Source organism: Rhodobacter xanthinilyticus, from assembly GCF_001856665.1.
In the GTDB taxonomy this organism is placed as follows: Bacteria; Pseudomonadota; Alphaproteobacteria; order Rhodobacterales; family Rhodobacteraceae; genus Rhodobacter; species Rhodobacter xanthinilyticus.
The window spans coordinates 1,230,947-1,254,699 of the sequence record NZ_CP017781.1 but is presented as its reverse complement, the minus strand read 5'-3'; the positions used below and the strand labels follow the sequence as shown (position 1 = coordinate 1,254,699).

General features: G+C 67.2%; 23 protein-coding genes. 8 read left to right on the top strand and 15 right to left on the bottom strand.

The features are described from left to right. Positions 1-90: 90 nt before the first annotated feature. Complete coding sequence (locus LPB142_RS06230) at positions 91-555, top strand: DUF4174 domain-containing protein (RefSeq protein WP_068767390.1); 465 nt, start codon at positions 91-93, stop codon at positions 553-555. A 93-nt stretch (positions 556-648) separates the two neighbouring features. Here the strand turns inward: LPB142_RS06230 and LPB142_RS06225 are convergent, their stop codons facing one another. From LPB142_RS06225 to LPB142_RS06205, 5 genes are all read right to left on the bottom strand, one after another. Next, entirely contained in the window at positions 649-2,655 is a 2,007-nt protein-coding gene (locus tag LPB142_RS06225; RefSeq protein WP_071165840.1) for an acetyl-CoA carboxylase biotin carboxylase subunit, read from the bottom strand. Between the two features lie 176 nt (positions 2,656-2,831). Beyond that, positions 2,832-3,044 carry a hypothetical protein gene (locus LPB142_RS06220; protein WP_068767392.1) on the bottom strand — a complete coding sequence of 71 codons (213 nt, stop codon included), beginning with the start codon at positions 3,042-3,044 and terminating at the stop codon, positions 2,832-2,834. Positions 3,045-3,366: 322 nt separating this feature from the next. Beyond that, on the bottom strand, positions 3,367-3,762 hold the full coding sequence (locus LPB142_RS06215; protein ID WP_068767393.1) for a hypothetical protein: 396 nt from the start codon (positions 3,760-3,762) through the stop codon (positions 3,367-3,369). 439 nt (positions 3,763-4,201) lie between these two features. After that, a complete protein-coding gene (locus tag LPB142_RS06210; protein ID WP_232230986.1) occupies positions 4,202-4,639 on the bottom strand; it encodes a DUF6497 family protein in 438 nt (145 codons plus the stop codon). A gap of 10 nt (positions 4,640-4,649) precedes the next feature. After that, positions 4,650-6,182, bottom strand: a complete 1,533-nt coding sequence (locus tag LPB142_RS06205; RefSeq protein WP_068767501.1) for an acyl-CoA carboxylase subunit beta — start codon at positions 6,180-6,182, stop codon at positions 4,650-4,652. Positions 6,183-6,445: 263 nt separating this feature from the next. Here LPB142_RS06205 and LPB142_RS06200 point away from each other — a divergent pair, with 263 nt between their 5' ends. The 3 genes from LPB142_RS06200 (at position 6,446) to LPB142_RS06190 (ending at position 9,569) form a co-directional block, all read left to right on the top strand. Then, complete coding sequence (locus LPB142_RS06200; RefSeq protein WP_068767394.1) at positions 6,446-6,796, top strand: DMT family protein; 351 nt, start codon at positions 6,446-6,448, stop codon at positions 6,794-6,796. 140 nt (positions 6,797-6,936) lie between these two features. Further along, on the top strand, positions 6,937-8,127 hold the full coding sequence (locus LPB142_RS06195) for a multidrug effflux MFS transporter (protein ID WP_071165839.1): 1,191 nt from the start codon (positions 6,937-6,939) through the stop codon (positions 8,125-8,127). A 47-nt stretch (positions 8,128-8,174) separates the two neighbouring features. Beyond that, positions 8,175-9,569 (top strand): helix-turn-helix domain-containing protein, encoded by a 1,395-nt coding sequence (locus LPB142_RS06190; protein ID WP_071165838.1) that lies wholly within the window; start codon positions 8,175-8,177, stop codon positions 9,567-9,569. A gap of 34 nt (positions 9,570-9,603) precedes the next feature. Here LPB142_RS06190 and betA read toward each other — a convergent pair whose 3' ends face one another. From betA to betI, 3 genes are all read right to left on the bottom strand, one after another. Then, on the bottom strand, positions 9,604-11,262 hold the full coding sequence (betA, locus tag LPB142_RS06185) for a choline dehydrogenase (RefSeq protein WP_071165837.1): 1,659 nt from the start codon (positions 11,260-11,262) through the stop codon (positions 9,604-9,606). Positions 11,263-11,324: 62 nt separating this feature from the next. Further along, positions 11,325-12,776 (bottom strand): betaine-aldehyde dehydrogenase, encoded by a 1,452-nt coding sequence (gene betB, locus LPB142_RS06180; RefSeq protein ID WP_071165836.1) that lies wholly within the window; start codon positions 12,774-12,776, stop codon positions 11,325-11,327. Further along, complete coding sequence (betI, locus tag LPB142_RS06175; RefSeq protein ID WP_071165835.1) at positions 12,773-13,354, bottom strand: choline-binding transcriptional repressor BetI; 582 nt, start codon at positions 13,352-13,354, stop codon at positions 12,773-12,775. Before betI ends, betB begins: the two co-directional genes overlap by 4 nt. Positions 13,355-13,469: 115 nt before the next feature. Here betI and choX point away from each other — a divergent pair, with 115 nt between their 5' ends. From choX to choV, 3 genes are read left to right on the top strand one after another with little or no spacing between them, the layout of a single operon-like run. After that, complete coding sequence (choX, locus tag LPB142_RS06170; RefSeq protein WP_071165834.1) at positions 13,470-14,399, top strand: choline ABC transporter substrate-binding protein; 930 nt, start codon at positions 13,470-13,472, stop codon at positions 14,397-14,399. Positions 14,400-14,457: 58 nt separating this feature from the next. Beyond that, positions 14,458-15,318: a choline ABC transporter permease subunit gene (choW, locus tag LPB142_RS06165; protein ID WP_071165833.1), complete on the top strand. Its 861-nt coding sequence runs from the start codon at positions 14,458-14,460 to the stop codon at positions 15,316-15,318. Beyond that, entirely contained in the window at positions 15,290-16,312 is a 1,023-nt protein-coding gene (gene choV / locus LPB142_RS06160) for a choline ABC transporter ATP-binding protein (protein ID WP_071165832.1), read from the top strand. Before choW ends, choV begins: the two co-directional genes overlap by 29 nt. Positions 16,313-16,416: 104 nt before the next feature. On the opposite strand, the gene LPB142_RS06155 is transcribed toward choV, so the two are convergent. After that, the gene (locus LPB142_RS06155) at positions 16,417-17,334 is read right to left on the bottom strand and encodes a DMT family transporter (RefSeq protein ID WP_071165831.1); all 918 of its coding nucleotides are present in this window, start codon (positions 17,332-17,334) and stop codon (positions 16,417-16,419) included. Positions 17,335-17,386: 52 nt separating this feature from the next. Continuing rightward, positions 17,387-18,004, bottom strand: a complete 618-nt coding sequence (locus LPB142_RS06150) for a LysE/ArgO family amino acid transporter (RefSeq protein WP_071165830.1) — start codon at positions 18,002-18,004, stop codon at positions 17,387-17,389. 79 nt (positions 18,005-18,083) lie between these two features. Here LPB142_RS06150 and LPB142_RS06145 point away from each other — a divergent pair, with 79 nt between their 5' ends. Beyond that, complete coding sequence (locus LPB142_RS06145) at positions 18,084-18,944, top strand: LysR family transcriptional regulator ArgP (protein ID WP_071165829.1); 861 nt, start codon at positions 18,084-18,086, stop codon at positions 18,942-18,944. Between the two features lie 199 nt (positions 18,945-19,143). Here the strand turns inward: LPB142_RS06145 and LPB142_RS06140 are convergent, their stop codons facing one another. The 5 genes from LPB142_RS06140 to LPB142_RS19350 all read right to left on the bottom strand — a co-directional run bounded on the left by LPB142_RS06140 (position 19,144) and on the right by LPB142_RS19350 (position 23,743). Next, on the bottom strand, positions 19,144-19,884 hold the full coding sequence (locus LPB142_RS06140; RefSeq protein ID WP_068767406.1) for a YebC/PmpR family DNA-binding transcriptional regulator: 741 nt from the start codon (positions 19,882-19,884) through the stop codon (positions 19,144-19,146). Positions 19,885-19,958: 74 nt separating this feature from the next. Then, positions 19,959-20,330, bottom strand: a complete 372-nt coding sequence (locus tag LPB142_RS06135) for a hypothetical protein (protein ID WP_071165828.1) — start codon at positions 20,328-20,330, stop codon at positions 19,959-19,961. 8 nt (positions 20,331-20,338) lie between these two features. Then, positions 20,339-22,117 carry an SLC13 family permease gene (locus tag LPB142_RS06130; RefSeq protein ID WP_071165827.1) on the bottom strand — a complete coding sequence of 593 codons (1,779 nt, stop codon included), beginning with the start codon at positions 22,115-22,117 and terminating at the stop codon, positions 20,339-20,341. Positions 22,118-22,240: 123 nt separating this feature from the next. Then, positions 22,241-23,056, bottom strand: a complete 816-nt coding sequence (locus LPB142_RS06125) for a TIGR00282 family metallophosphoesterase (protein ID WP_068767409.1) — start codon at positions 23,054-23,056, stop codon at positions 22,241-22,243. A gap of 192 nt (positions 23,057-23,248) precedes the next feature. After that, a complete protein-coding gene (locus tag LPB142_RS19350) occupies positions 23,249-23,743 on the bottom strand; it encodes a DUF4453 domain-containing protein (protein ID WP_071165826.1) in 495 nt (164 codons plus the stop codon). Positions 23,744-23,753: the final 10 nt, after the last annotated feature.

Here is a 23,753-nt window from a genome sequence, read left to right as displayed (position 1 = left end):
CTCCGCCGGGCCTCATCTGGGTTCACGCGCGCACGCGTGGGTCATTTCCCTTGGCCCTTCCGCTCCCTATATAGGAAGCAGGAGGCCCAAATGACCGAATTCTTTCGCGCCCGGCCGATCTGGCGCATCTTCGCGGCCCTTGTGGCGCTCAGCCTGACCCCGGCCTTTGCCGAAGATCCGGGCGAGCCCCCCGCCTTCGCCCCGGTTCCGGGCGAGACGGCGGATCTCGGAGCCTATGTCTGGACCAGTCGCCCGGTCGTCGTCTTTGCCGACAGCCCCGCCGACCCGGCCTTCGCCGAGCAGATGCGGCTTCTGGCGGCGCGCTGGCCCGAGCTTTGGGCCCGCGACGTGGTGGTGATCACCGATACCACGCCCGAGCCGCCCTCCGCGCTGCGGCAAAAACTGCGCCCGCGCGGCTTTTCGCTCGTGCTCTTCACCAAGGATGGCCAGCTCTCGATCCGCAAACCCTTCCCCTGGGACGGGCGCGAGATCATGCGCGCGATCGACAAGATGCCGATCCGGCGCGAAGAGCTGAGAAACGGCACGGCGCGCTAGGCCGCCCCCCTCCCCGGCAGGCCCGGCCGCCGCAGCGCCCGAGCCGGATTTGGCGGCCGGGCGGCGCGCCCGGCCTCTCGACAGGCCGCAGCCTTATTCGAATTCCATGATGATTTCGTCGACCTTCAGCGAGGCGCCCGGCGCCGCGTTGATCTTCTTGACGACGCCCTTGCGCTCGGCGCGCAGGATGTTTTCCATCTTCATGGCCTCGACGGTCGCGAGCGCCTGCCCTTCCTGCACCTCGTCGCCTTCGGCCACGTTGATCTTCACGACCAGACCCGGCATCGGGCAAAGCAGGTATTTCGAGGTATCCGGCGGCAGTTTCTCCGGCATCAGGAGCGCCAGCTCATGCTGACGCGGGGTGCGGATATGGACCTTGAGATCGGCGCCGCGCACCCGGATGCGGAAGCCCTGCGGGATCAGCCCGACCTTGAGCACCAGGGGCTCGCCCTCGACATCGAGCGTCGCGAGCGACTTGCCCGGCACCCAATCCGAGGTCACGCGCTTCTTGCCGTCATCATCGGCGAAGGTCACCGTCGAGCCGTCCTTGTCGGCCGCGACATGCACGCGGAACTCATGGCCTTGCAGCGCCACGACCCAATCGTCGCCGACCTTGCGCTCGTGGTTGCCCAGCGTACCCGAGATCCGCGTCTGACGGATTTCCGAGACCCGGTTCATCGCGGCGATCGCGGCGGCGACATTGCGCAGCACCTCTTCGTCGAGCTGCACGCCCTGGAAGCCCTCGGGATATTCCTCGGCGATGAAGGCCGTGGTGATATTGCCCTTGATGAAGCGGTCATGGTCCATCACGGCGGCGACGAAGGGCAGGTTGTGGCCGATGCCCTCGACCTCGAACGTGTCGAGCGCGAGCCGCATCTCCTCGATCGCCTCCAGACGCGTCGGCGCCCAGGTGCAGAGCTTGGCGATCATCGGGTCGTAGAACATCGAGATCTCGCCGCCCTCGAACACGCCGGTATCGTTGCGCACGATGCCCCCGCGCGGCGTCGGGCCTTCTTTGGGCGGGCTGTATTTGGTCAGCCGGCCGATCGAAGGCAGGAAGTTGCGGTAGGGGTCTTCGGCATAGAGCCGGCTTTCCATCGCCCAGCCGTGGATCTTCAGATCCGCCTGTTTGAACGGCAGTTCGCGCCCGTAAGCCACGTTGATCATCTGCTCGACGAGGTCGACGCCGGTGATCAGCTCGGTGACCGGGTGTTCCACCTGCAGACGGGTGTTCATCTCGAGGAAGTAGAAGTTCTTGTTGCCATCGACGATGAACTCGACGGTGCCCGCCGAGGTATAGCCCACGGCTTTCGCCAGCGCGCAGGCCTGCTCGCCCATCGCCTTGCGGGTGGCCGCGTCGAGGAACGGGCTCGGCGCCTCCTCGATGACCTTCTGGTTGCGCCGCTGGATCGAGCATTCGCGCTCATGCAGATAGACGCAGTTGCCGTGCTTGTCGGCGAGCACCTGGATCTCGATGTGGCGCGGTTGGGTGACGAATTTCTCGATGAAGATCCGGTCGTCGCCGAAGGAGTTCGCGGCCTCGTTCTTCGAGCTCTCGAAGCCCTCGCGCGCCTCCTGATCGTTCCAGGCGATCCGCATGCCCTTGCCGCCGCCGCCGGCGGAGGCCTTGATCATCACCGGATAGCCGATCTCGCCCGAGATCTTCACCGCTTCATCGGCATCCGCGATCAGCCCCATATAGCCCGGAACCGTCGACACGCCGGCTTCCTTGGCGAGCTTCTTCGAGGTGATCTTGTCGCCCATCGCCTCGATCGCCGGGCTCGGCGGCCCAATGAAGACCACGCCCTCTTTCTCGAGCGCCTCGGCGAATTTCATGTTCTCCGACAGGAACCCATAGCCCGGGTGCACCGCTTCCGCGCCGGTCTGGCGGATCGCGTCCATGATCTTGTCGATCACGATATAGGACTGGTTGGCCGGCGGCGGGCCGATATGCACCGCCTCGTCGGCCATCTTGACGTGCAGCGCATTGGCATCGGCATCGGAATAGACGGCGACCGTCTTGATGCCCATCTTGCGCGCCGACTTGATGACGCGGCAGGCGATCTCGCCGCGGTTTGCGATCAGGATTTTCTTGAACATGTCAGTCCCTTCCCATCGGGCGGAGGCAACACCCCGCCCGCTCTTCGTGATTGCTGATAAGAGTGCCGAAAATGCGAATGCCACCGGGGCGCGCGGCCCCGATGGCATCGAATGACGCGCCCCGACGGGGGCGGAAATCACGCGCCGGCGCGCCCGTCCGAGCGCCGCTCAGCGGCTCAGTAGCAAGGCGCCCCGATGCCCGCGTTGCAGCTCGCGCCGCCCGCAAGAGCGCCGATCGCCGCGCCCGCGACGACGTTCTGGTCGGTCGCATCGGCGATGAGGGCGCCGGCCGCGCCGCCCGCGAGCGCGCGCTGGCCTTGGGTTTCCATGCAGCCGGCCACCGAAGCGGTCGCGGCGAGAAGAGCGAGAAGAACGGGAAGTTTGCGCATGTGGAACTGCCTCCGGTGTGAGTTGTTTTCTCACCCGAATCTAGCGCAACGCCGCGCGAAAGAAAGCGAATTCCGTGACCGGCCGCGCCGCGCGGCGCGCCATGGGCGGCGCCCCGCCGATCTGCGCAAAGAAGCGGTCCGGCCGGGGGGCCAGACCGCGCAGTCAAGGAAGGGTTAGGGATGGTGCGCGCCGCGCCAGGGTCAGCCCGGCCCGCGCCCTCATGCTGCGCCCCGATCGCTCCTTTGGCAAAGCCAAAAACAGCCCGCCCCGCGCGATCGGCGGCAAGCTGCCCAAAGGCGTGAGAGATCGGCGCGCGCCCGCTCATTCCCAGTCGTCCTCCGCGTCCTCCGCCTCCCAGTCGAACTGGTCGGGGTCTTCGAAGACATCCGGGTAAGAGGCCTTGGCCTTCGCCAGATCGATGCGCAGAAGCTGCTCGTAAGAGGCCGGGTCGGCCGGCTCGCTCGCCCAGACCACCTCGCGCCCGATCAGCCAGCTCAGCCGGCCCGCGTCGAGATTGCCGCGCTCGAACGGCTCCTCGCCGAAATGATCCCACAGCGCCGCCATGAAGCCCGCATCGGCGCGCTTGTCGGCCGGCGCCCGGTCGCGGAAACGCTCGCGCTTGATGATCTTGGTCGCGCCCTGCTTGTTGGCGCGCCGGATCGTGAACTGGAAATCGGTGCCCGGCAAACGGCCGGGGAAGCCGCGGTGTTTCAGCATGATCTGCCCTCCTTCGTGCGAAGCGGGAGATCGCATGACCACGGGCCCGCGCGCAAGGGGCGGGCGGCGGCGCCGGGGCGCCCGAGGGCGGCGGGGAAAGCCCCCCGCCGCGCCGACGTGTTACTTGTATTTGCCGGTGTAAACCGGTTCTTCGCTGACCGGAGCGACCGGCTCGGTTTTCGGCGCGCAAGCCGCGACGACACCGAGGAGAACGACGGCGAGAAGCAGATTTTTCGACATGGGACTCTCCTGTCCGGGGCGACAAAACCCGCGCCCGGAATGAAATGAAGCGGCAGACCATCCTGCCACGGAGCCAGCCTAGCGCGGCGCGCGCCCGCCTTGAAGGGGGTTTCGCGCGAAGCCCCGCCCTGTGGCGCGCGCGCATCAGCGGCCCGGGCCTTCGCCCGGCTCCCGCTCATGTCTCCCCCCGTCGCGCGCATCAAAAGAGCTCCCACTCACAGGCCCCATTCGCCACCGAATAGGCCTCGAAAAATTGCACCGCCGCCTCGTCGACCTCGCCAAAGGGCAAGACCCGGTCCGAGAGGCTGATCACCACCTGCGCCGGGCGCGGCCCGACCGTGGCCAGCCGCGGCAGCGCGAAACCATCGCACAGCGCCTGCATGTCGGCCTCGGCGCGCTCGGGCGCCTCCTGCCAGACCGGCGCGCCCAAGGCCGGAACCAGAAACCGGAAGCGCAGCGTCAGCCCGTCGGGCCCCGGCGCATCCGAGATCGCATCGATCCACCGAACCTCGCGGCCCGACGGCACCGCCACCAGGGCGCCCGCCTCCTCGGCGGAGACGGGCCGGGCAAGGCTGGTCGCCAGAGCCGCCAGAGCGACCCCGCCGATCACCAGTCCCCGCCCGGCCGCACACCCCATTCCGCGCCCCTCAGAGCGGAATATTGTCGTGCTTTTTCCAGGGGTTCGAGATTTTCTTCGAACGCAGGCTGGCGAAAGCACGCGCCACGCGACGGCGGGTCGAATGCGGCTGGATCACTTCGTCGATGAAGCCCTTCTCGGCGGCCACGAAGGGGTTGGCGAAGCGGTCCTCGTAATCCTTGGTGCGCGCCGCGATCTTCTCCGGCTCGCCCAGTTCCGAGCGATAGAGGATCTCGACCGCGCCCTTGGCGCCCATCACCGCGATCTCGGCCGAGGGCCAGGCGTAGTTGAAATCGCCCCGCAGGTGCTTGGAGGCCATGACGTCATAGGCGCCGCCATAGGCCTTGCGGGTGATCACCGTGACCTTCGGCACGGTGGCCTCGCCGTAAGCGAAGAGCAGCTTCGCGCCGTGCTTGATGACGCCGCCATATTCCTGGCTGGTGCCCGGCAGGAAGCCCGGCACGTCGACGAGCGTCAGGATCGGGATCTCGAACGCGTCGCAGAAGCGCACGAAGCGCGCGGCCTTGCGCGAGCTGTCGATATCGAGGCAGCCCGCCAGAACCATCGGCTGGTTCGCCACGACGCCGACGGTCTGACCCTCGATGCGGATGAAGCCGGTGATGATATTGCCCGCGAAGTCCTTCTGGATCTCGTAGAAATCGCCCTCATCGGCGATTTTCACGATCAGCTCCTTCATGTCATAGGGCATGTTCGGGTTCGCCGGGATCAGCGTGTCGAGGCTGCCCTCCACCCGCGCGACATTGTCGAAGAACGGCCGCACCGGCGCTTTCTCGCGGTTCGAGAGCGGCAGGAAATCGATCAGACGGCGGGTCTCGGCGATCGCCTCGACGTCGTTCTCAAAGGCCGCATCGGCGACCGAGCTCTTCTTGGTGTGAGTCGAGGCGCCGCCCAGCTCTTCGGCGGTGACGATCTCGTTGGTCACGGTCTTCACCACGTCGGGGCCGGTGACGAACATGTAGGAGCTGTCCTTCACCATGAAGATGAAGTCGGTCATCGCCGGCGAATAGACCGCGCCGCCCGCGCAGGGGCCCATGATCAGCGAGATCTGCGGGATCACGCCCGAGGCCATGATGTTCTTCTGGAACACTTCCGCATAGCCGGCGAGCGAGGCCACGCCTTCTTGGATCCGCGCGCCGCCCGAGTCGTTCATGCCGATCACCGGCGCGCCGTTCTGCATCGCCATATCCATGATCTTGCAGATCTTTTCGGCGTGGGTCTCGGAGAGCGAGCCGCCGAAGACGGTGAAGTCCTGCGAGAAGACATAGACCATCCGGCCGTTCACGGTGCCCCAGCCGGTGACGACGCCGTCGCCCGCGGGCTTGTCTTCCTGCATCCCGAAATCGACGCAGCGATGCGTCTTGAACATGTCGAATTCTTCGAAGGAGCCCTCGTCGAGCAACAGTTCGATGCGCTCGCGCGCGGTCAGCTTGCCCTTCTTGTGCTGGGCGTCGATGCGGCGCTGACCACCACCCAGACGCGCGGCAGCACGACGCTCTTCGAGCTGATTCAGGATATCTTTCATGAGGTCCCCTCCGACGGTTTCGCGCACCCTATACTTGCGCAAGAATATTACAAAGCGGATTTCCGAAAATTTGCAAAATGTTGGCAGGCATTTCCGAGCAAATTGCAAACTCGCGAATTTCCGCCCCCTCCCGGTGCATTTCGCCACTTTATGCCCACATTTTCAGCCCCACCAGCCCGTTTTCGCCGGTTCCGAGGCTGACAAACCGTCGCAAAAAGCGCATCGCTGCGCCAAACACCCCCGAAACCGCCCCAGAGACCCCCATGACCCTCCCCGCCCCCCTCGCAACAATATTACTCCTCACCGCCTCGAACCTGTTCATGACCGTCGCCTGGTATGGCCATCTGCGGTTCAAATCCGCCCCGCTGATCGTGGCGATTCTCGTCTCCTGGGGGATCGCCTTCTTCGAATATCTGCTCCAGGTCCCCGCCAACCGGATCGGCTCCTCCACGCTCTCGGTCGCCCAGCTCAAGACCATCCAGGAGGTGATCTCGCTCTCGGTCTTCATCCTCTTCGCCTGGGTCTGGCTCGGCGAGCGCCCGAGCTGGCAGGTGCTCGCGGGCTTTGCCCTGATCGCGGCCGGCGCGGGGCTGATCTTCCAGTCAAAAGCCTGAACGCCCGCCCTCCCCCAAGGTCGCATTTGCGTATTTTTTCCAAGAAGAAGCGGCAGGGTTTCTTCTTGGTCCAAATACGCAGCCTCGCCTGCCCCACGCGCCCCATGGACAAGTCCGCGCCGCGCCCCTACCCCTAGCGCATGCTCCAGACGCCCTCGCCCCCCCGCCTCGTCACCCTCGTGATCCTCTCCGGGCTCGCGGCGCTCAGCCTCAACATCTTCCTGCCCTCACTGCCCGGCATGGCGCGCCATTTCGACGCCCCCTACGCCCAGATGCAGATCGCCGTTTCCGGCTATCTCGCCGTCTCAGCGCTGGCCCAGCTCCTGATCGGCCCGATCTCCGACCGCTTCGGCCGCCGCCCGGTGCAACTCGCGGTCCTGGCGATCTTCGTGCTCGCCTCCGCCGCGATCCTCGTTGCCCCCACCGCCGAGACCTTCCTCGCCGCGCGCATGGTACAATCCGCGATCGCCACCTCCTTCGTGCTCACCCGCGCGATGGTGCGCGACATGCACCCCGGCCCCGAGGCCGCCTCGATGATCGGCTATGTGACCATGGGCATGTCGGTGGTGCCGATGATCGGCCCGGTGATCGGCGGCGCGCTCGACGAGGCCTTCGGCTGGCGCGCGAATTTCGCCATGCTCGCGGCCTTCGGCCTCGCCACGCTGATCCTCGCCTGGGTCGATCTCGGCGAGACCCTGCGCGGCCCCGGCCTCGGCTTTCGCGAACAGCTCCGCTCCTATCCCATCTTGTTGAAATCGCACCGCTTCTGGGGCTATACGCTGGCCGCCGCCTTCGCCTCGGGCAGCTTCTTTGCCTATCTCGGCGGGGCGCCCTTCGTCGGCGCGCAGATCTATCATCTGAGTGCCGCGCAGGTGGGCTATTTCTTCGCCCTCCCCGCGCTCGGCTATGCGGTCGGTAACTTCATCTCCGGCCGCTACGCCACCCGCCTCGGGATGGATTGGATGATCCTCGCCGGCACCCTGACCGCGACCCTCGCGCTCGCGGCCGCGCTCGGCGCCGAGCTTACCGGCCTCGCCTCCGCCTATACGTTCTTCCCCGCCGTCGGGCTGATCGGGCTGGGCAACGGCCTCGCGCTGCCCTCGGCCAATGCCGGGATGATGTCGGTGCGCCCCGAGCTCGCCGGCACCGCCTCGGGCCTTGGCGGCACGCTGACGATCGGCGGCGGCGCGGCGCTCTCGGCGCTCGCCGGCACGCTGCTGGGCCCCGGCGCCACCGCGCTGCCGCTGATCGTGCTGATGCTGGTGAGCGCCGCACTTTCCGTTGCGTCACTTCTTTGGGTCCGGGCCCGGCGCAGGCGTCTCGGGGTTTGACGGAACGCCTTTGCAAAGCTACCACTCGCTTTGCAAAGGAGGCCGCCATGGCGACTCAAAAACTCTATGCCGGGGTGAAACTGCGCGAGACGCGCGCCCGCCTCGGGCTGACGCAAAAAGCCTTCGCCGACCGGCTCGGTGTCTCGCTGCCCTATCTCAACCAGATGGAGAACAACCACCGCCCGGTTTCGGCGGCGGTGGTGCTGGCGCTGGCGGGCGAATTCGGCCTCGATGTGACGGAACTCTCCGCGGGCGATGCCGAGCGGCTGGTGAGCGACATGCGCGAGGCGCTGGCCGATCCGGTCTTCGCCGATGGCGCGCCGCCGCTCGCCGATCTGCGCCTCGCCGCCTCGAACGCGCCGGCGCTCGCGCGCTCCTTCCTCGAACTCCACCGCGCCTATCGCCAGGCCCATGAACGCCTCGCCTCGCTCGACGAGGCGCTCGGCCGCGATGCCGGTCAGAGCTTCGTCAGCCCCTGGGAAGAGGTCCGCGACTTCTTTCACTATTGCGACAATTACATCGATGTCGTCGACCGCGCCGCCGAACGCTTTTCTTGCCCCGATGGCAACCGCTTGGACCCCATTCTTCGCGCAACCGAAGCCCTCGAGGCCCGCGGGGTCGACGTTCAATTTTCCAACATTTCCGCGCTGCGCCAACGCGACGGCAACGAGATCCGCATCTCCTCGCACGCCAACCGCGCGACCCAGGCCTTCCAGCTCCTCCACCAGGTCGCCCTGATCACCCAGAACGAGCTTCTCGAGGCCACGCTCGACCTCGCCCGCTTCCAATCCGAGACCGCCCGCGCCATCGCGAAAATCGGCCTCGCGAATTATTTCGCCGGCGCCGCGCTGATGCCCTACCGCGTCTTCCTCGAGGCCGCGCAGGAGACCCGCCACGATCTCGAGCGCCTCGCCGACATGTTCGGCGCCTCGATCGAACAGGTCGCACACCGGCTCTCCACCCTTCAGCGCCCCGGCGCCAAGGGCATCCCGTTCTTCTTCGTCCGCGTCGATCAGGCCGGCACGATCACCAAGCGCCACTCCGCCACGCGGCTGCAATTCGCCCGGTTCGGCGGCGCCTGCCCGCTCTGGAACGTCCACCAAGCCTTTGAAACGCCGACGAAATTCCTGCGACAACTTGCCGAGACCCCGGATGGCGTGCGCTATCTCTGCATCGCCCGCGATGTCTCGAAATCGGGCGGCTCCTTCACCGCCCCGGTGCGCCGCTACGCGATCAACCTCGGCTGCGAGATCAGCCATGCCCGCGGCCTCGTCTATGCCGATGACATGGAGCTGTCGAACCCGCGCGCCTATCAGCCGATCGGCATCTCCTGCCGGATCTGCGAGCGCAAGGACTGCCACCAGCGCTCGGTGCCCCCGCTCGAGCGCCGCCTCACCGTCGACCCCGATCGCCGCGGGTTGCTGCCCTACGACATCGCCTGAAAAGCCCCGGTTTCCCGGGGCTTGCAGGCCGTTCTTAACGCTGCGAGGCCTGCCAGTCGGGGTTGACCCAAGGCTCCAGATTAGCGCTCGGCAACCGCCGCCCGAGGATATGGTCGGCGACCTTCTCGCCGGTCATGATCGAGGGCGCGTTGAGGTTGCCATTGGTGATCTGCGGGAAGATCGAGCTGTCGGCGACGCGCAGCCCCCGCACCCCGATCACCCGCCCCTCCGGGTCCACCACCGCGCCCGGGTCATCCGCCGCCCCCATCCGCGCCGTGCCGCAGGGGTGATAGGCGCTCTCGGCATGCTCCCGGATGAAAGCGTCGATCTCCTCATCGCTCTGCACCCCCGCGCCCGGCTGGATCTCGCGCTTGACATGCCCCGCCATCGCCGGCTGCGCGAAAATCTCCCGCGTCAGCCGGATCACCTTGCGGAACTCCGCCCAGTCATCGGGGTGGCTCATGTAATTGAACCGGATCACCGGCGCCTCGCGCGGATCGGCCGAGCGCAGCGTCACCGCCCCGCGCGACTTCGACCGCATCGGCCCGGTATGCACCTGGAAGCCATGCCCCTCCGCCGAGGCCTTGCCATCATAGCGCACCGCGATCGGCAGGAAGTGATACTGAATATCGGGGTAGCGGATGCCCTTGTCCGAACGGATGAAGCCGCAAGCCTCGAACTGGTTCGAGGCCCCCAGCCCCTTGCCGGTCAGAAGCCACTGCGCCCCCACCAGCGCCTTGCCCCAGATATTCCAGTATTTATAAAGCGTTATCGGCTTCGTCGCGGCGAATTGCATATAGATCTCGAGATGGTCCTGCAGGTTCGCCCCCACCCCCTTGCGGTCCGCCACCACCTCGATCCCATGCGCACGCAGCTCCTCGCCCGGCCCCACGCCCGAGAGCTTCAGGAGCTTCGGCGTGTTGATCGAGCTCGCCGCCAACACCACCTCGGCTTCCGCTGAAATTACCTCGATCTGCCCGCCGCGCTCGATCTCGACGCCGGTCGCCCGCCCGCCCTCGATCACCACGCGCCGCGCCAAGCCCCGCACCACCTCGATCGGCCAGCCCTTCTTTTGCGCCGGCCGCAGATAGGCGTTGGCCACCGACCACCGCCGCCCGCGCCAGATCGTGGCCTCCATCGGCCCGAATCCCTCCTGCTGGCGGCCGTTGTAATCGGCCGTCATCGGGTAGCCCGCCTGCTGCCCCGCGGTGATGAAATCCTCGAAAAGCACGTTCTTGCGCGGCCCCCGCGTCACATGCAACGGCCCCTCCGTGCCGCGCCACGCCGGGTCGCCGCCATCCCCCGCGCCGTGCCAATGCTCCATCCGCTTGAAATAGGGCAACACATCGGCATAGGCCCAGCCCGCCGCCCCCATCTCCGCCCAGGTGTCAAAATCACAAGCGTTTCCACGCACATAGACCATGCCGTTGATCGAGGACGAGCCCCCCACGACCTTGCCCCGCGGCGTCACCAGCCGCCGCCCGCCAAGCCCCGGCTCCGGCTCCGAGCCAAAGCCCCAGTCGTAGATCCCCATATTCATCGGATAGCTCAGCGCCGCCGGCATCTGGATGAACGGCCCCGCGTCAGAGCCGCCATGCTCGATGATCACCACCCGCTTGCCGGCCTCCGCCAGCCGATAGGCCAGCGCCGTCCCGCCCGAGCCCGCCCCAACGACCACATACTCCGCCTTCATCACCCGATCCTTCAACGATGTCCAAATATCCCGGGGGTCCGGGGGCCGCGCCCCGGCCGGCCTCAATAGGGGCTGTCGACGGGCCCGAGCCCGACATAAACCGCCTTCACCTGCGTGTAATGCTCGACCGCCGCGCGCGAATTTTCCCGCCCGAGCCCCGAGGCCTTCACCGCCCCGAACGGCATCTCGACCGGCGTCAGATTATAGGCGTTGATCCAGCAAGTGCCCGCCGCGAGCTGCCCGATCACCCGATGCCCGCGCGCCAGATCGCCGGTGAACACCCCCGCCGCGAGGCCAAATTGCGTGCCATTCGCCCGCGCGATGACCTCCTCCTCGGTCTCGAAATCCAAGACCGCCATCACCGGCCCGAAAACCTCCTCGCGCGCGAGCGTCATCTCATCGGTGACATCGGCAAAGACCGTCGGCTGCACGAAGAGCGGCCCCTCATTGCCCGCAGCCCCCCCCGCGATCAGCCTCGCACCCTCCGCCTTGGCGGTGGCGATATAGCCCATCACCTTCTCGAATTGCGCGCGGTTCACCAAGGGCCCGAACTGGGTCGCCCCGTCGCGCGGGTCGCCCGCTCGAATCGCCGCCGTCCGCTCGGCCAGCCGCTTGAGAAACGCCGCCTTGACGCCCTTTTGCACGAAAACCCGCGTGCCGTTCGAACAGATCTGCCCCGAGGAATAGAAATTCCCCAGCATCGCCGCCCCCACCGCGCTCTCGAGATCGGCATCCTCAAAGACGATCAAGGGCGATTTCCCGCCAAGCTCCATCGTCACATGTTTCATCCCCGCGGCCGCCGCCTGATAGACGCGCGCCCCCGTCGGCACCGAGCCGGTGAGCGACACCTTGGCGATTCGCGGGTCGGTCGCGAGCGCCGCCCCCGCCGCGCCGCGCCCCTGCACGACGTTGAAAATCCCCGCCGGCATCCCCGCCTCGATGAAGATCTCCGCCAGTTTCAGCGCGCCGAGCGGTGTCACCTCGGAGGGTTTGAACACCATCGCATTGCCGGTCGAAAGCGCGGGCGCGGCCTTCCAGCAAGCGATCTGGCTGGGGTAGTTCCACGCCCCGATACCCACGCAAACCCCCAAAGGCTCGCGAATCGTATAGGCGAAATCGCCGCCGAGCGGCATCGTCTCGCCGGTCAGCGTGGGCGCGAGCCCCGCGAAATATTCGAGCGCATCCGCCCCCGAGGGCCAATCCGCCACCTCGGTCTCCTGGATCGGCTTGCCGGTGTCGAGCGTCTCCAAAAGCGCAAGCTCCGCCCCCCGCTCACGGATGAGCGCCACCGCCCGCATCAGGATCCGCGAACGTTCCACCGGCTTCATCGCGGCCCAGGCGCGCTGCGCCGCGACGGCGCCCGAAATCGCCGCCTCGATCACCGCAGGCGTCGCTTCATGCAGCCGCGCAATCACCTCCTCGGTGCCCGGGAAGGTGACCTCGATCACCGCGCCGGCGGTGTCTTCCAGATAGGCGCCATTGACGAAATGGCTGGCTTTCGGCTGTGCGATCATGCGATGTCTCCCAGCTCGCGGTTGAGATATTCCATAACGATTTTAAGGGCATAGCGGCGATCCGGGGCGCCCTCGGCCAAAGCCGCGCGGATATAGACCCCGTCGATCATCGCGCCGAGCCCGCGCGCGACCTCCTCGGCCCGCGCCCCCACCAGCGCCCGCAGCTCATGGCGCAGGTTCGAGCGCAGCCGCCGCTGATAGACCCGCAAGAGCCGCAAAGCCTGGCCGTTGGTCTGCGCCAGAACGTAGAAATTCAGCCAGGCCGAGATCACCTCGCGCCGGAAGCTGCCGGTCGCGAAAGACCCCGCCACGATCGCCTTGAGCCGCGCCTCCGGCCCCTCGGCCGTGGCGAGCGCGCCGCGCACCTCCGCGCCGTACAGCGTCAGGATCGAGCGCATCGCAGCCAGAAAGATCTGCTCCTTCGAGCCGAAGTAATGATGCGCCAGCGCCGAGCTCATCCCCGCCCGCCGCGCGATCTGCGCGACCGTGACTTCGAGCGAGCCCGCTTCCCCAACGGCCTCGATCGTCGCTTTCACCAAAGCCGCCCGTCGAATAGGCTCTGCTCCAAGCTTCGGCATCGGTTTGGGCCCCTTTCGAAAAAAGTCCTTGCCTTTTTCGGAGCTATGGCAAGTTTATTGACTCGTCAATCAACAAAAAGCCGCACCAGACCGGACTAACCAACGGGAGACTACCATGACCCTTCGTCCTATCCTTCTCGCCGGCGCCGCCAGCCTCGCGCTCGCCTCGGGCGCCGCGGCCGCGGGCTGCGATAAAGTAACCTTCTCCGATGTCGGCTGGACCGACATCACCGCGACGACCGCCGTGACCACCACCGTGCTGCAGGCGCTCGGCTATGAAACCGATATCAAGCTGCTCTCGGTGCCGGTGACCTATACCGCGCTCGCCGGCGGCGATGTCGATGTGTTCCTCGGCAACTGGATGCCGACGATGGAGGCCGATATCGCCCCCTATCGCGATGCGGGCACCGTCGAGATCCTGCGCACCAACCTCACCGGCGCGAAATACACGCTCGCCACCAACGCCGCCGGCGCCGCCCTCGGCATCAAGGATTTCGCCGATATCGCCGCCCACAAGGACGCGCTCGAAGGCAAGATCTACGGCATCGAGCCGGGCAATGACGGCAACCGGCTGATCATGGACATGATCGGCAAGGATGCCTTTGGTCTCAAGGGCTTCGAGGTGCTCGAAAGCTCCGAGCAAGGGATGCTCGCGCAGGTCGCGCGCGCCGACAAGGGCGACAAGCCCGTGGTCTTCCTCGGCTGGGAGCCCCACCCGATGAACGCCAATTTCAAACTCACCTATCTCTCGGGGGGCGATGAGTTCTTCGGCCCGAATTTCGGCGGCGCCGAGGTCATGACCAACACCCGCAAGGGCTATGTCGCCGACTGCCCGAATACCGGCAAACTCCTGAAAAACCTCAGCTTCTCTCTCGCGATGGAGAATGAGATCATGGGCGCGATCCTCGATCAGGGCGAAGACCCGGCCGAGGCCGCGAAGGCCTGGCTCGCCAAACACCCCGAGGTGCTCGGGCCCTGGCTTGAGGGCGTGACGACCAAAGACGGGGGCGACGCCCTCGCCGCCGTGACCGCCGCCCTGAACTGACCATCCGGCGCCGGGCGGCCGCCGCCCGGCGCCCCATTCGCGAAAGGGACTCCACCGAATGGAGTGGCTCACGGATCACAAGCTTCCGATCGGCAAGACCGCAAAGGTCGTCTTCGACTGGCTCCAGACCCATGCCGGCGGGTTTTTCGACACGCTCTCGGCGCTGATGCAGGCGCTCATCGACGCAATTCTGTGGGGGCTGCAAGCGCCCCCGCCGCTCGCCATCATCGCCGTTTTCGCGGCGCTGACCTGGGGGCTGCAACGCAACTGGAAGACCGCCGCGCTCGTGCTCGCGGGGTTCCTGTTCATCCTCAATCAAGGTTACTGGAAAGAGACGACGGAGAGCCTCACCCTCGTGCTCTCGGCCTGCGTGGTCTGCATGGCGATCGGCGTGCCGATCGGCATCGCCACCGCCCACCGCCCGCGCCTCCATGCCGCGCTGCAACCCGTGCTCGATCTCATGCAGACCCTGCCGACCTTCGTCTATCTCATTCCGGCGATTGTGTTTTTCGGCATCGGCATGGTGCCCGGCCTGATCGCCACGGTGATCTTCGTGCTGCCCGCGCCGATCCGGCTGACCTATCTGGGCGTGGTCTCGACCCCGCAGCCGCTCCTTGAGGCCGCGCGCGCTTTCGGCGCCACCCCGGGCCAGGTGCTGTGGAAGGTGGAGCTCCCCTATGCCACGCCGCAGATCATGGCGGGGCTCAACCAGACGATCATGCTCTCGCTCTCGATGGTGGTGATCGCGGCGCTGGTCGGCGCCAACGGGCTCGGCGTGCCGGTGGTGCGCGCGCTCAACTCCGTCAACACCGCGCTCGGCTTCGAATCGGGCTTCATCATCGTCGTCGTCGCCATCATCCTAGACCGGATGCTGCGCATGGGGGGGGCAAATGACCCAGACCGCCGTCAAATTCGATAATGTTTCCATCGTCTTCGGCGATACCCCCGAACGCGCCCTGCCGCTGATGGATCAAGGCCGGAGCCGCGCCGAGATCCAGCGCGAAACCGGCCAGGTGCTCGGCGTGCATGATTGCGCGCTCGAGGTCGCCGAGGGCGAGATCCTCGTGCTGATGGGCCTCTCGGGCTCGGGCAAATCGACGCTCCTGCGCGCGGTGAACGGGCTCAACCCGGTCTGCCGCGGCGCGGTTCTCGTCTCGGATGGCGCCAAACTCGTCGATGTGACGCATGCCGATGCCGCCACGCTGCGCGAGATCCGGCTGCACCGCGTGGCGATGGTGTTTCAGCAATTCGGCCTCCTGCCCTGGCGCAGCGTGCGCGAAAACGTCGGCCTCGGGCTCGAACTCGGCGGCATGTCGAAGGCCGAGCGCGCCGAACGCGTCGCGGCCCAGCTCGACCTCGTCGGCCTCTCGGCCTGGGCGGACCGGCGCGTGGGCGAGCTCTCGGGCGGCATGCAACAGCGCGTGGGGCTGGCGCGCGCCTTCGCCACCGATGCGCCTATCCTCTTGATGGATGAGCCTTTTTCCGCCCTCGACCCGCTGATCCGCGCGAAGCTCCAGGATGAACTCCTCGAGCTTCAGGCGAAGCTCAAACGCACGATCATCTTCGTCAGCCATGACCTCGACGAAGCCTTCAAGCTCGGCAACCGGATCGCGTTGATGGAGGGCGGGCGGCTCGTGCAGCTCGGCACCGCGCGCGAAATCATCGCCAACCCGGTCGATGATTACGTCGCCGATTTCGTGGCCCATATGAACCCGCTCGGCGTGCTCACCGCCGAGGATCTGGCCACCGACGGCGCCGCCGCCGGCGCCCCCTTCGCCGCCGATACCCCGGTGCGCGCGCTGATGGAGGCGCTGATCGAGGCGCCCGAAATCGCCATCGAAGGCGGCCGGCGGATCACCCGCGAGAATGTGCTGCGCAAGCTCATCGACCCGCGTTCGGCCCGGTTGCGCTGACGGATTTTGCGTATTTGAACCAAGAAGAAACGGAAGGGATCGCCGAAACCCCTTCGTTTCTTCTTGGCAAAAATACGCAAATTCAACGGCTTGATCGAGGCGCCTCAGATCTTTGTCGCCGGGAACGGCGGCGTCGCGCGGCGTTTGATCTGCGCCTCGCGCCAGGTCATGTAGCTGATCGAGCCGATGATCAGCCCGCCGCCGAGGAGCACGAAGGGGTCGATCCCCTCGCCAAAGATCAGCGCCCCCGACAGCGCTCCCCAGACGAGCTGGAGGAAGGCGACGGGTTGCGTCACGGTCACGGGCGCGGCGGCAAAGGCGCGGGTCATGAAATAATGCCCGGCGGTGGCGAAGGCGGCGGTTGCGGCGAGCCAGAGCGTTTCGGGAAGCGTCATCGGTTGCCAGTTCAGCGCCGCGACGGGCGCGAGGCACAGCGTTACCGCGAGCGTCATCATCGCCACGATCGCGCCCGCCGGCACCGCGCGGGTGAGGTGTTTCGAGATGATATAGGCGAGCCCGAAGAACAGCGCAGCGCCCAGTTGCGCGAGATGGCCGGGCTCGACCGCGCGCAGCCCCGGACGCAAGATGATGAGGGCACCGAGGAGCGCCACCACTACCGCTACGCCGCGCCGCCAGGCAAAGCCCTCGCCCAGCAGAAGCGCGCCGCCCAGCGTGACGACGATCGGGTTGAGATAGCCGATCGCGGTGACATCGGCGATCGGGATCCGCGCCATGGCGAAGAACCACAAGAGCACCGCGATCGCCTGCAAGGCCCCGCGCAGCCCGAATAGCGCCCAGATCCGCCCGGGGTAGCGGGTCGTCGCCAGATGCCACAGCCCCGGTAGCACAAAGAGCAGCCCCCAGGCGAAGCGCACAAAAGAGGTCTGCGCCGCCGGCAGGCCGGTGCCGAGCATATGCACGATCACATTGACGCCGGTGAAGGAGAGCGTGGTCGCGAGCATCCACAGAACGCCCTGCACGGGGCGGTCTTGCGGGTGCGGCGGGGCGGCGGTCTGGGTCATCGCGCCAGATGAGCCGAAGCCCCGCCCCCCCGCAAGGGCGCATTTGTATGGGTTACAGCGCGCCCAGGGCCAGCCGCACCGCGATCGAGGCCATCAGGAGCGCGATACCGGCATCAAGAAGCCGCCAAGTGAGCGGCCGGGCAAACAGCGGCGCCAGCCAGCGTGCCCCGTAAGCCAAGGAAAAGAAAAAGAAAAATGACGCCATAGAGGCGCCCGCCGCAAAGGCCGGGCCGGCGCCCGGAAATTGCGCCGAGACCGCGCCGAGGAGCACGACGGTATCGAGCCAAACATGCGGGTTGAGCCAAGTGAGCGCCGCGAGCGTGAGCAACACCCCCCGCAGCGGCACCACCGCCCCCTGCCCCGGCGCGAGCGCCTCCCCGCCCCGCCAGGCCGCGCGCGCGGCGCGCAGCGCATACCAGCTCAGAAACGCCACGCCCCCCCAGCGCAGAGCCGCGCCCAAGCCCGGCGCCGCCGCGAGCGCCACCGCCCCGCCAAAGACGCCCAGCGCGATCAGCGCCGCATCCGAGCCCGCACAGAAGAGCGCGACCGCGAAGACATGTTCGCGCCGCAGCCCCTGGCGCAGCACAAAGGCGTTCTGCGCGCCGATCGCGACGATCAGCCCCAGCCCGAGTTTGAACCCCGCCAGCGCGGCGATGAGAGATGTGTCCATGAGGCCCTCCGACCGCCTCGGTAGCCTTTGCGCAGGATTTAAGCTATTTAATTTGGATAAGGCTGCGTAAGGAATTCTTATGTTTGACTATGCCGCGCTCGAGGCGCTCTGCGCCGTGCTCTCCGCAGGCTCCTTCGAGGGGGCGGCGCGCGCGCTCGGGCTGACGCCGCCCGCCGTCTCGATCCGCATCAAACAGCTCGAGGAGCGGGTCGGCGCGGTGCTGGTGATCCGCGGCCAGCCCTGCCGCGGCACCGAGGAGGGGCTCCGGCTCGCGCGCCACGCACAGGCGGTGGCCTTGATGGAGGCCGAGCTCGCCCCGCGCGCGAGCCCGCCGGTCCTGCGCATCGCGGTGAACGCCGACAGCCTCGCGACCTGGGTGATCGGCGCGCTCGCCGAGGTCGAGGGGCGGCTCTTCGACCTCGTGATCGACGATCAGGACCATTCGGCCGAGTGGCTCCGGCGCGGCGAGGTGGTGGCCGCGGTCACCGGCTCGGGCGAGCCGGTGCCGGGCTGCGATGTGGTGAGCCTGGGCCATCTGCGCTATCTCGCCACCGCCAGCCCCGCCTTTGCCGCCCGATATTTCCCGCAAGGGCCGAGCGCAGAGGCCTTCGCCCGCGCGCCCGCGCTCCTCTTCAACGAAAAGGACCGCCTCCAGCACGATTGGGTCGCGGCGCTGACGGGCGCGCGGGTGGCGCTGCCCTGCCACCGGATCGGCTCCTCGACCGCCTTTGTCGAAGCGGCGGAGCGGGGGCTGGGCTGGGGGATGAACCCCGACCGGCTGGTCAATCGCGCGATCACCGCGGGGCGGCTCGTGACGCTCGCGCCCGCGCCGCTCGAGGTGGCGCTCTACTGGCAAAGCCAGCGGCGGTTGCGCGGGCCGCTCGCGCCGCTCACCCGCGCGATCCGGGCGGCGGCGAAGGCGGGGCTGTTGCAGGTCTGATCCCCCGGCCGCGCGCGGTTTGCTGCCGGGGGAAGTGCGTATTTTTGCCAAGAAGAAACGGGAGAGTCGCGCAATCCCGCTGGTTTCTTCTTGGTCCAAATACGCAAATTCGACGGTTTTGGCCGCGCCGGAGCCGGGCAGGAGAGTGCAAAACGCCCCGGGCGGGCCGGGGCGGTTGCGAAAGAGCGGGGCGGGCGGCTCAGAGCTGCGCCGCGACATCCTCGGGCACGTCGAAGTTATGGGTGACGGTTTGCACATCGTCATCCTCTTCGAGCGCGTCGATCAGCTTCATCAGCTTTTGCGCGGTTTCGAGATCGACCTCGGTGGTGGTCTGGGGTTTCCAGATCAGCTTCGATTCGGTCGATTCGCCCAGCGCCTTCTCGAGCGCCTCCGACACTTCGCTCAGCCCTTCGACCGAGCAATAGATGAAGTGGCCGTCTTCGTCGCTTTCGACATCATCGGCGCCGGCCTCAAGCGCCGCCATCATCACCGTATCGGCATCGCCCGCCGCAACCGGGTAGGAGATCTCGCCCACGCGGTCGAAGCCGTGGCTGACCGAGCCGGTCTGGCCGAGGTTGCCGCCGGCCTTGGTGAAATAGCTGCGCACGTTGGAGGCGGTGCGGTTGAGGTTGTCGGTCAGCGCCTCGACGATGATCGCGATGCCGTTCGGGCCGTAGCCCTCATAGCGGATCTCGGTGTAATCCGCCGCATCGCCCATCTGCGATTTCTTGATCGCGCGGTCGATCACGTCCTTCGGCATCGACTGCGATTTCGCCGCCTTCACCGCCAGACGCAGCCGCGGGTTCTTGTCGGGATCGGGGTCGCCCATTTTCGCCGCGACCGTGATCTCCTTGGCGAGTTTCGAGAACATTTTCGAGCGGATCGCATCCTGCTTGCCCTTGCGGTGCTGGATGTTCGCCCATTTGGAATGGCCTGCCATGACCTTCTCCGTCACAATCTCTAAGAATTGCGGCCTCTATATGCCAGCCGGGGGGCGGGCCGCAAGCGGCGCGGTCAGAAGTAATGCACCGGATCGGTCATCGATTGGCCCGAGCGCGCCTCTTGCGGGGTTTCCCAAAGCCACACGCGGCCATCGGAGACGCGGGTGAGGCGGATATGGGCATAGGGCTGGGTGGCGAGCGGGCCGCTCTCCATCAGCGCCTTGTGCAAGATCTCGACATCGTAATCCATCGGCTGGGCGCAGGCGGGGAAATGGCCGGCGGGGGCCTCGCGGACATCGGCCTTGCACGAGGTGCCGTCGAAGAAATGCACGGTGAGCGTGTCGCCCATCAGGGTCACGCGGTCGGGGTTGGCGGGGTAAGGCGAGATCCCGCAGGCGGAAAGCGCGAGCGCGGCGGCGGCGGAAACGAGGGGAAGCAGGCGCATGGAAAACCTCACAGCGGCCAGACGAGGGGAATGACGAGACAGGCGACGATGCCGGTGACGATATCGAGCGGGATCCCCAGACGCAGGAAATCCGAGAAGCGGTAGCCACCGGGGCCGTAGACCATCATATGGGTCTGATAGCCGATCGGCGTGGCGAAGGCCACCGAGGCCGAGAACATCACCGCCACCGCGAAGGGGCGCGGATCGAGCCCGAGCGCGAGCGCGAGTTTGATCGCGATCGGGGTGTAGATCACCGCGACGGCGTTGTTGGAGAGGAACTCGGTCATGATCGTGCCGAGGAAATAGACCGCAAAGAGCGCGGCGAGCGGATGCAGCGTGCCCAGCCAGGGCGAGACCGCATCGACGATCAGCTTGACCGAGCCCGAGGCCTCGAGCGCCGAGCCCACCACCAGCATCGAGAAGATCATCGCCAGAAGCCGGCCGTCGATGAAGGAGAACGCTTCATCGGCGTCGATGCAGCCGGTGAGCAGGATCACCGAGACCGCGACCATCGAGAGCGCCATGATCGGCGCCACGTCGAAGGCCGAGAGCGCCACCACCGCGACGAGCGCGCCGATCGCGATCGGCATATGCGAGCGGCGGAAGGCGCGGGCGGAGGGTTTGGAGACATCGACGAGATCCATGTCGGCGGCAAGGCGCGCAATATCCTCGGGCGCGCCTTCGAGCAGGAGCGTATCGCCGACCACCACGACGAGGTCGTCGAGCTGGCGGCCGATGTTCTGGTTGCGCCGGTGGGCGGCGAGCACATAGACGCCGTAGCGGCGGCGCAGGCGCAATTCGCCGAGGGACCGCCCGATCATCCGGCAGCCCGGCGAGATCAGCACCTCGACGGTTTCGGTCGCCACCGAGGAGAGTTTGTCGACAAGCCGCAGATCGGCGTTTTGCTGCATCGAAAGGAGTTCCGACATCTCGGTGCGCAGCACCACCCGGTCGCCCGCCTCGAGCACCGCCGCCCCGAGATCGCGCCGCAAGCTCGCATCGCCGCGCAGCACGTCGATCACCCGCACGCCCTCGCGTTTGAAGGCATCGACCTCGAGCACCGCGGTGCCGATCAGGCCGGAATTCTCCGGGATCGCGACCTCGGTGAAATATTTCATCTTCGGGCGCTGGCCGAGCAGGAAGGACATCGACTGGCGCTCGGGCACGAGGCGTTTGGCGAAAAGCGCCATGAAGATCGAGCCCGCGGCGGCGACGGCGAGGCCCAAGGGCAGGATCTCGAAGATGCCGAAGGGCTCGAGCCCGTCCTTGCGCACCACGCCATCGACGAGGATGTTGGTCGAGGTGCCGATCAGGGTGAGCATGCCGCCCATCACGGTAAAATAGCTCAGCGGCATCAGGAAGCGCGAGGGCGAGGTGCCGATCTTGCGCGCGACCTGGATGAAGACCGGGATCATCACCGCGACGACGGGCGTGTTGTTCATCACCCCCGAGGCGAGCATGGTGACGGCAAAGAGAAAGATCACGGTGGCGACCGGGCGGGCGGAGATATGGGCCTCGGCCATCCGGGTCATGGCGTCGAGCGCGCCGGTGCGCACCAGCGCCCCCATGATCAGGAACATGAAGGCGATCGTCCAGGGGGCGGAGTTCGAGAGGCTCTCGACCGCGTCCTTGTAGGGCACGAAGCCGAAGACGAGGAGCACCGCCGCGCCGCCCATCGCCACCACCTCGGGCGGGGATTTCTCGCGCAGGAACATCACGAACATGCCGACCACGATGAGAAGCGCCGCGATGGCGGTGCCGGTCTCGGAAAGCGGAAGGTCGATCATGATGCCTCGGTCGGTTGTTGCGCTGGGGCGATATTAGCGGCGGGCCGGGGCGGGGCAAGCGCCCAATCGCGGGCGCCGGCGAAGTTCGCCCCGGCCTCAGCCAGGTGCCGGTTTTCCGGGCAGTCAGGCGGGGCCGGCTTGCGGCAGCCGGCCGCCAACGCGGATCGCGGTGCAGCGCGTGGCGCGGCCGGTGCGGTCATCGGTCTCGACATAGAGCCCCGAGAGCGTCGCCTCGCCCTTCGCCGGGGTGAAGCGATCACGCGCCATGCCGGTGATGAAACGCCGCAGGGGCTCGGCCTTTTCCATGCCGATCACCGAGTTGTAATCGCCGCACATGCCCGCATCGGTCAGATAGGCGGTGCCGCCGGGCAGCACCATCGCATCGGCGGTGGGCACATGGGTATGGGTGCCGACCACCACCGAGGCGCGACCGTCGCAAAAATGGCCCATCGCCATTTTCTCCGAGGTCGCCTCGCAATGGACATCGATCAAGATCGCCTGCGCGAGCCCGCCGAGCGGATGGGCGCGCAACACCGCATCGACCGCCGAGAACGGGTCGTCGAAGGCGCGCTTCATGAACACCTGGCCGAGCACCTGCGCCACCAGCACCTTGCGCCCGCGCCGGTCCTCGTAAAGCCGCGCGCCGCGCCCGGGCGCCTCCTTGGCGAAGTTCAAGGGCCGGATGATCCGGCTCTCGCTGTCGATCGCGCGGATCATGTCCTTCTGATCGAAAGCATGATCGCCCAGCGTCACCACATCGGCCCCCGCCTCGAGCAGGAGCTTCGCATGCTCCGCCGTCAGACCCATGCCCGAAGAGGCGTTCTCGCCGTTCACCACGACGAAATCGAGCCCCCAGTCCGCGCGCAGCTTCGGCAACCGCTCGGCAATCGCCGCCCGGCCCGCACGCCCCATCACATCGCCCAAGAAGAGTAGTTTCATGCCCCTCCCATAAGCCCGCCCCGCGCGCCGCGCAACCGCCCGCCGCCCGCCGCCCCGCCCGGCGCTGCGAAATTCCCTTCAACGATGCGAAAATATCCCGGGGGGCGGCCGCAGGCCGCGGGGGCAAAGCCCCCTGCGCCCCGGCCCCAACCGCCCAGCCCCGACCGCCCGGCCCCGACCGCCCGGCCCCGCTCAGCCCGCCCAGCCCTCACAGCTCTCCGGCCCGATCGTGTCACCCGGCATCCAGCCGCCGCCGCGCGCCGTCACGACATAGTCCCACCCCGCGACCGGCTCATAGCCAAAGCCCACCGCATCGCCCGCCATGACTGAAGAGATCACCTCCGCCTCAAGGCGCGGGGCGGCGCGCAGCGGCACGGTGGGGGCATTGAACCCAAGACAGAGGCTCTCCCCCGGCGAGGGCACCGGCAGCTCCTCGGCGGCTCGCAACGCCGCCTCGGTGGGCAGCTCGAAACCGGTCTGCGAGGTCTCGACCGCACAGCCGAGATCGGCCTCGAAGCCCTTGATCTGCGCCACGATCTCCGCCGAGCGGGCGGAGAGCGGCGAGCCAAAGCACATCCCCGCGCGATCGAAGACGAGGTTGCGCACGAACCACATCTCCTCGCAGCTCGAGGCGGCGGCGGGGGCGGCCAGCGCGAGCGCCCCGAGATGCGAGAAAATGCGTTTCATGCCAGCCTCT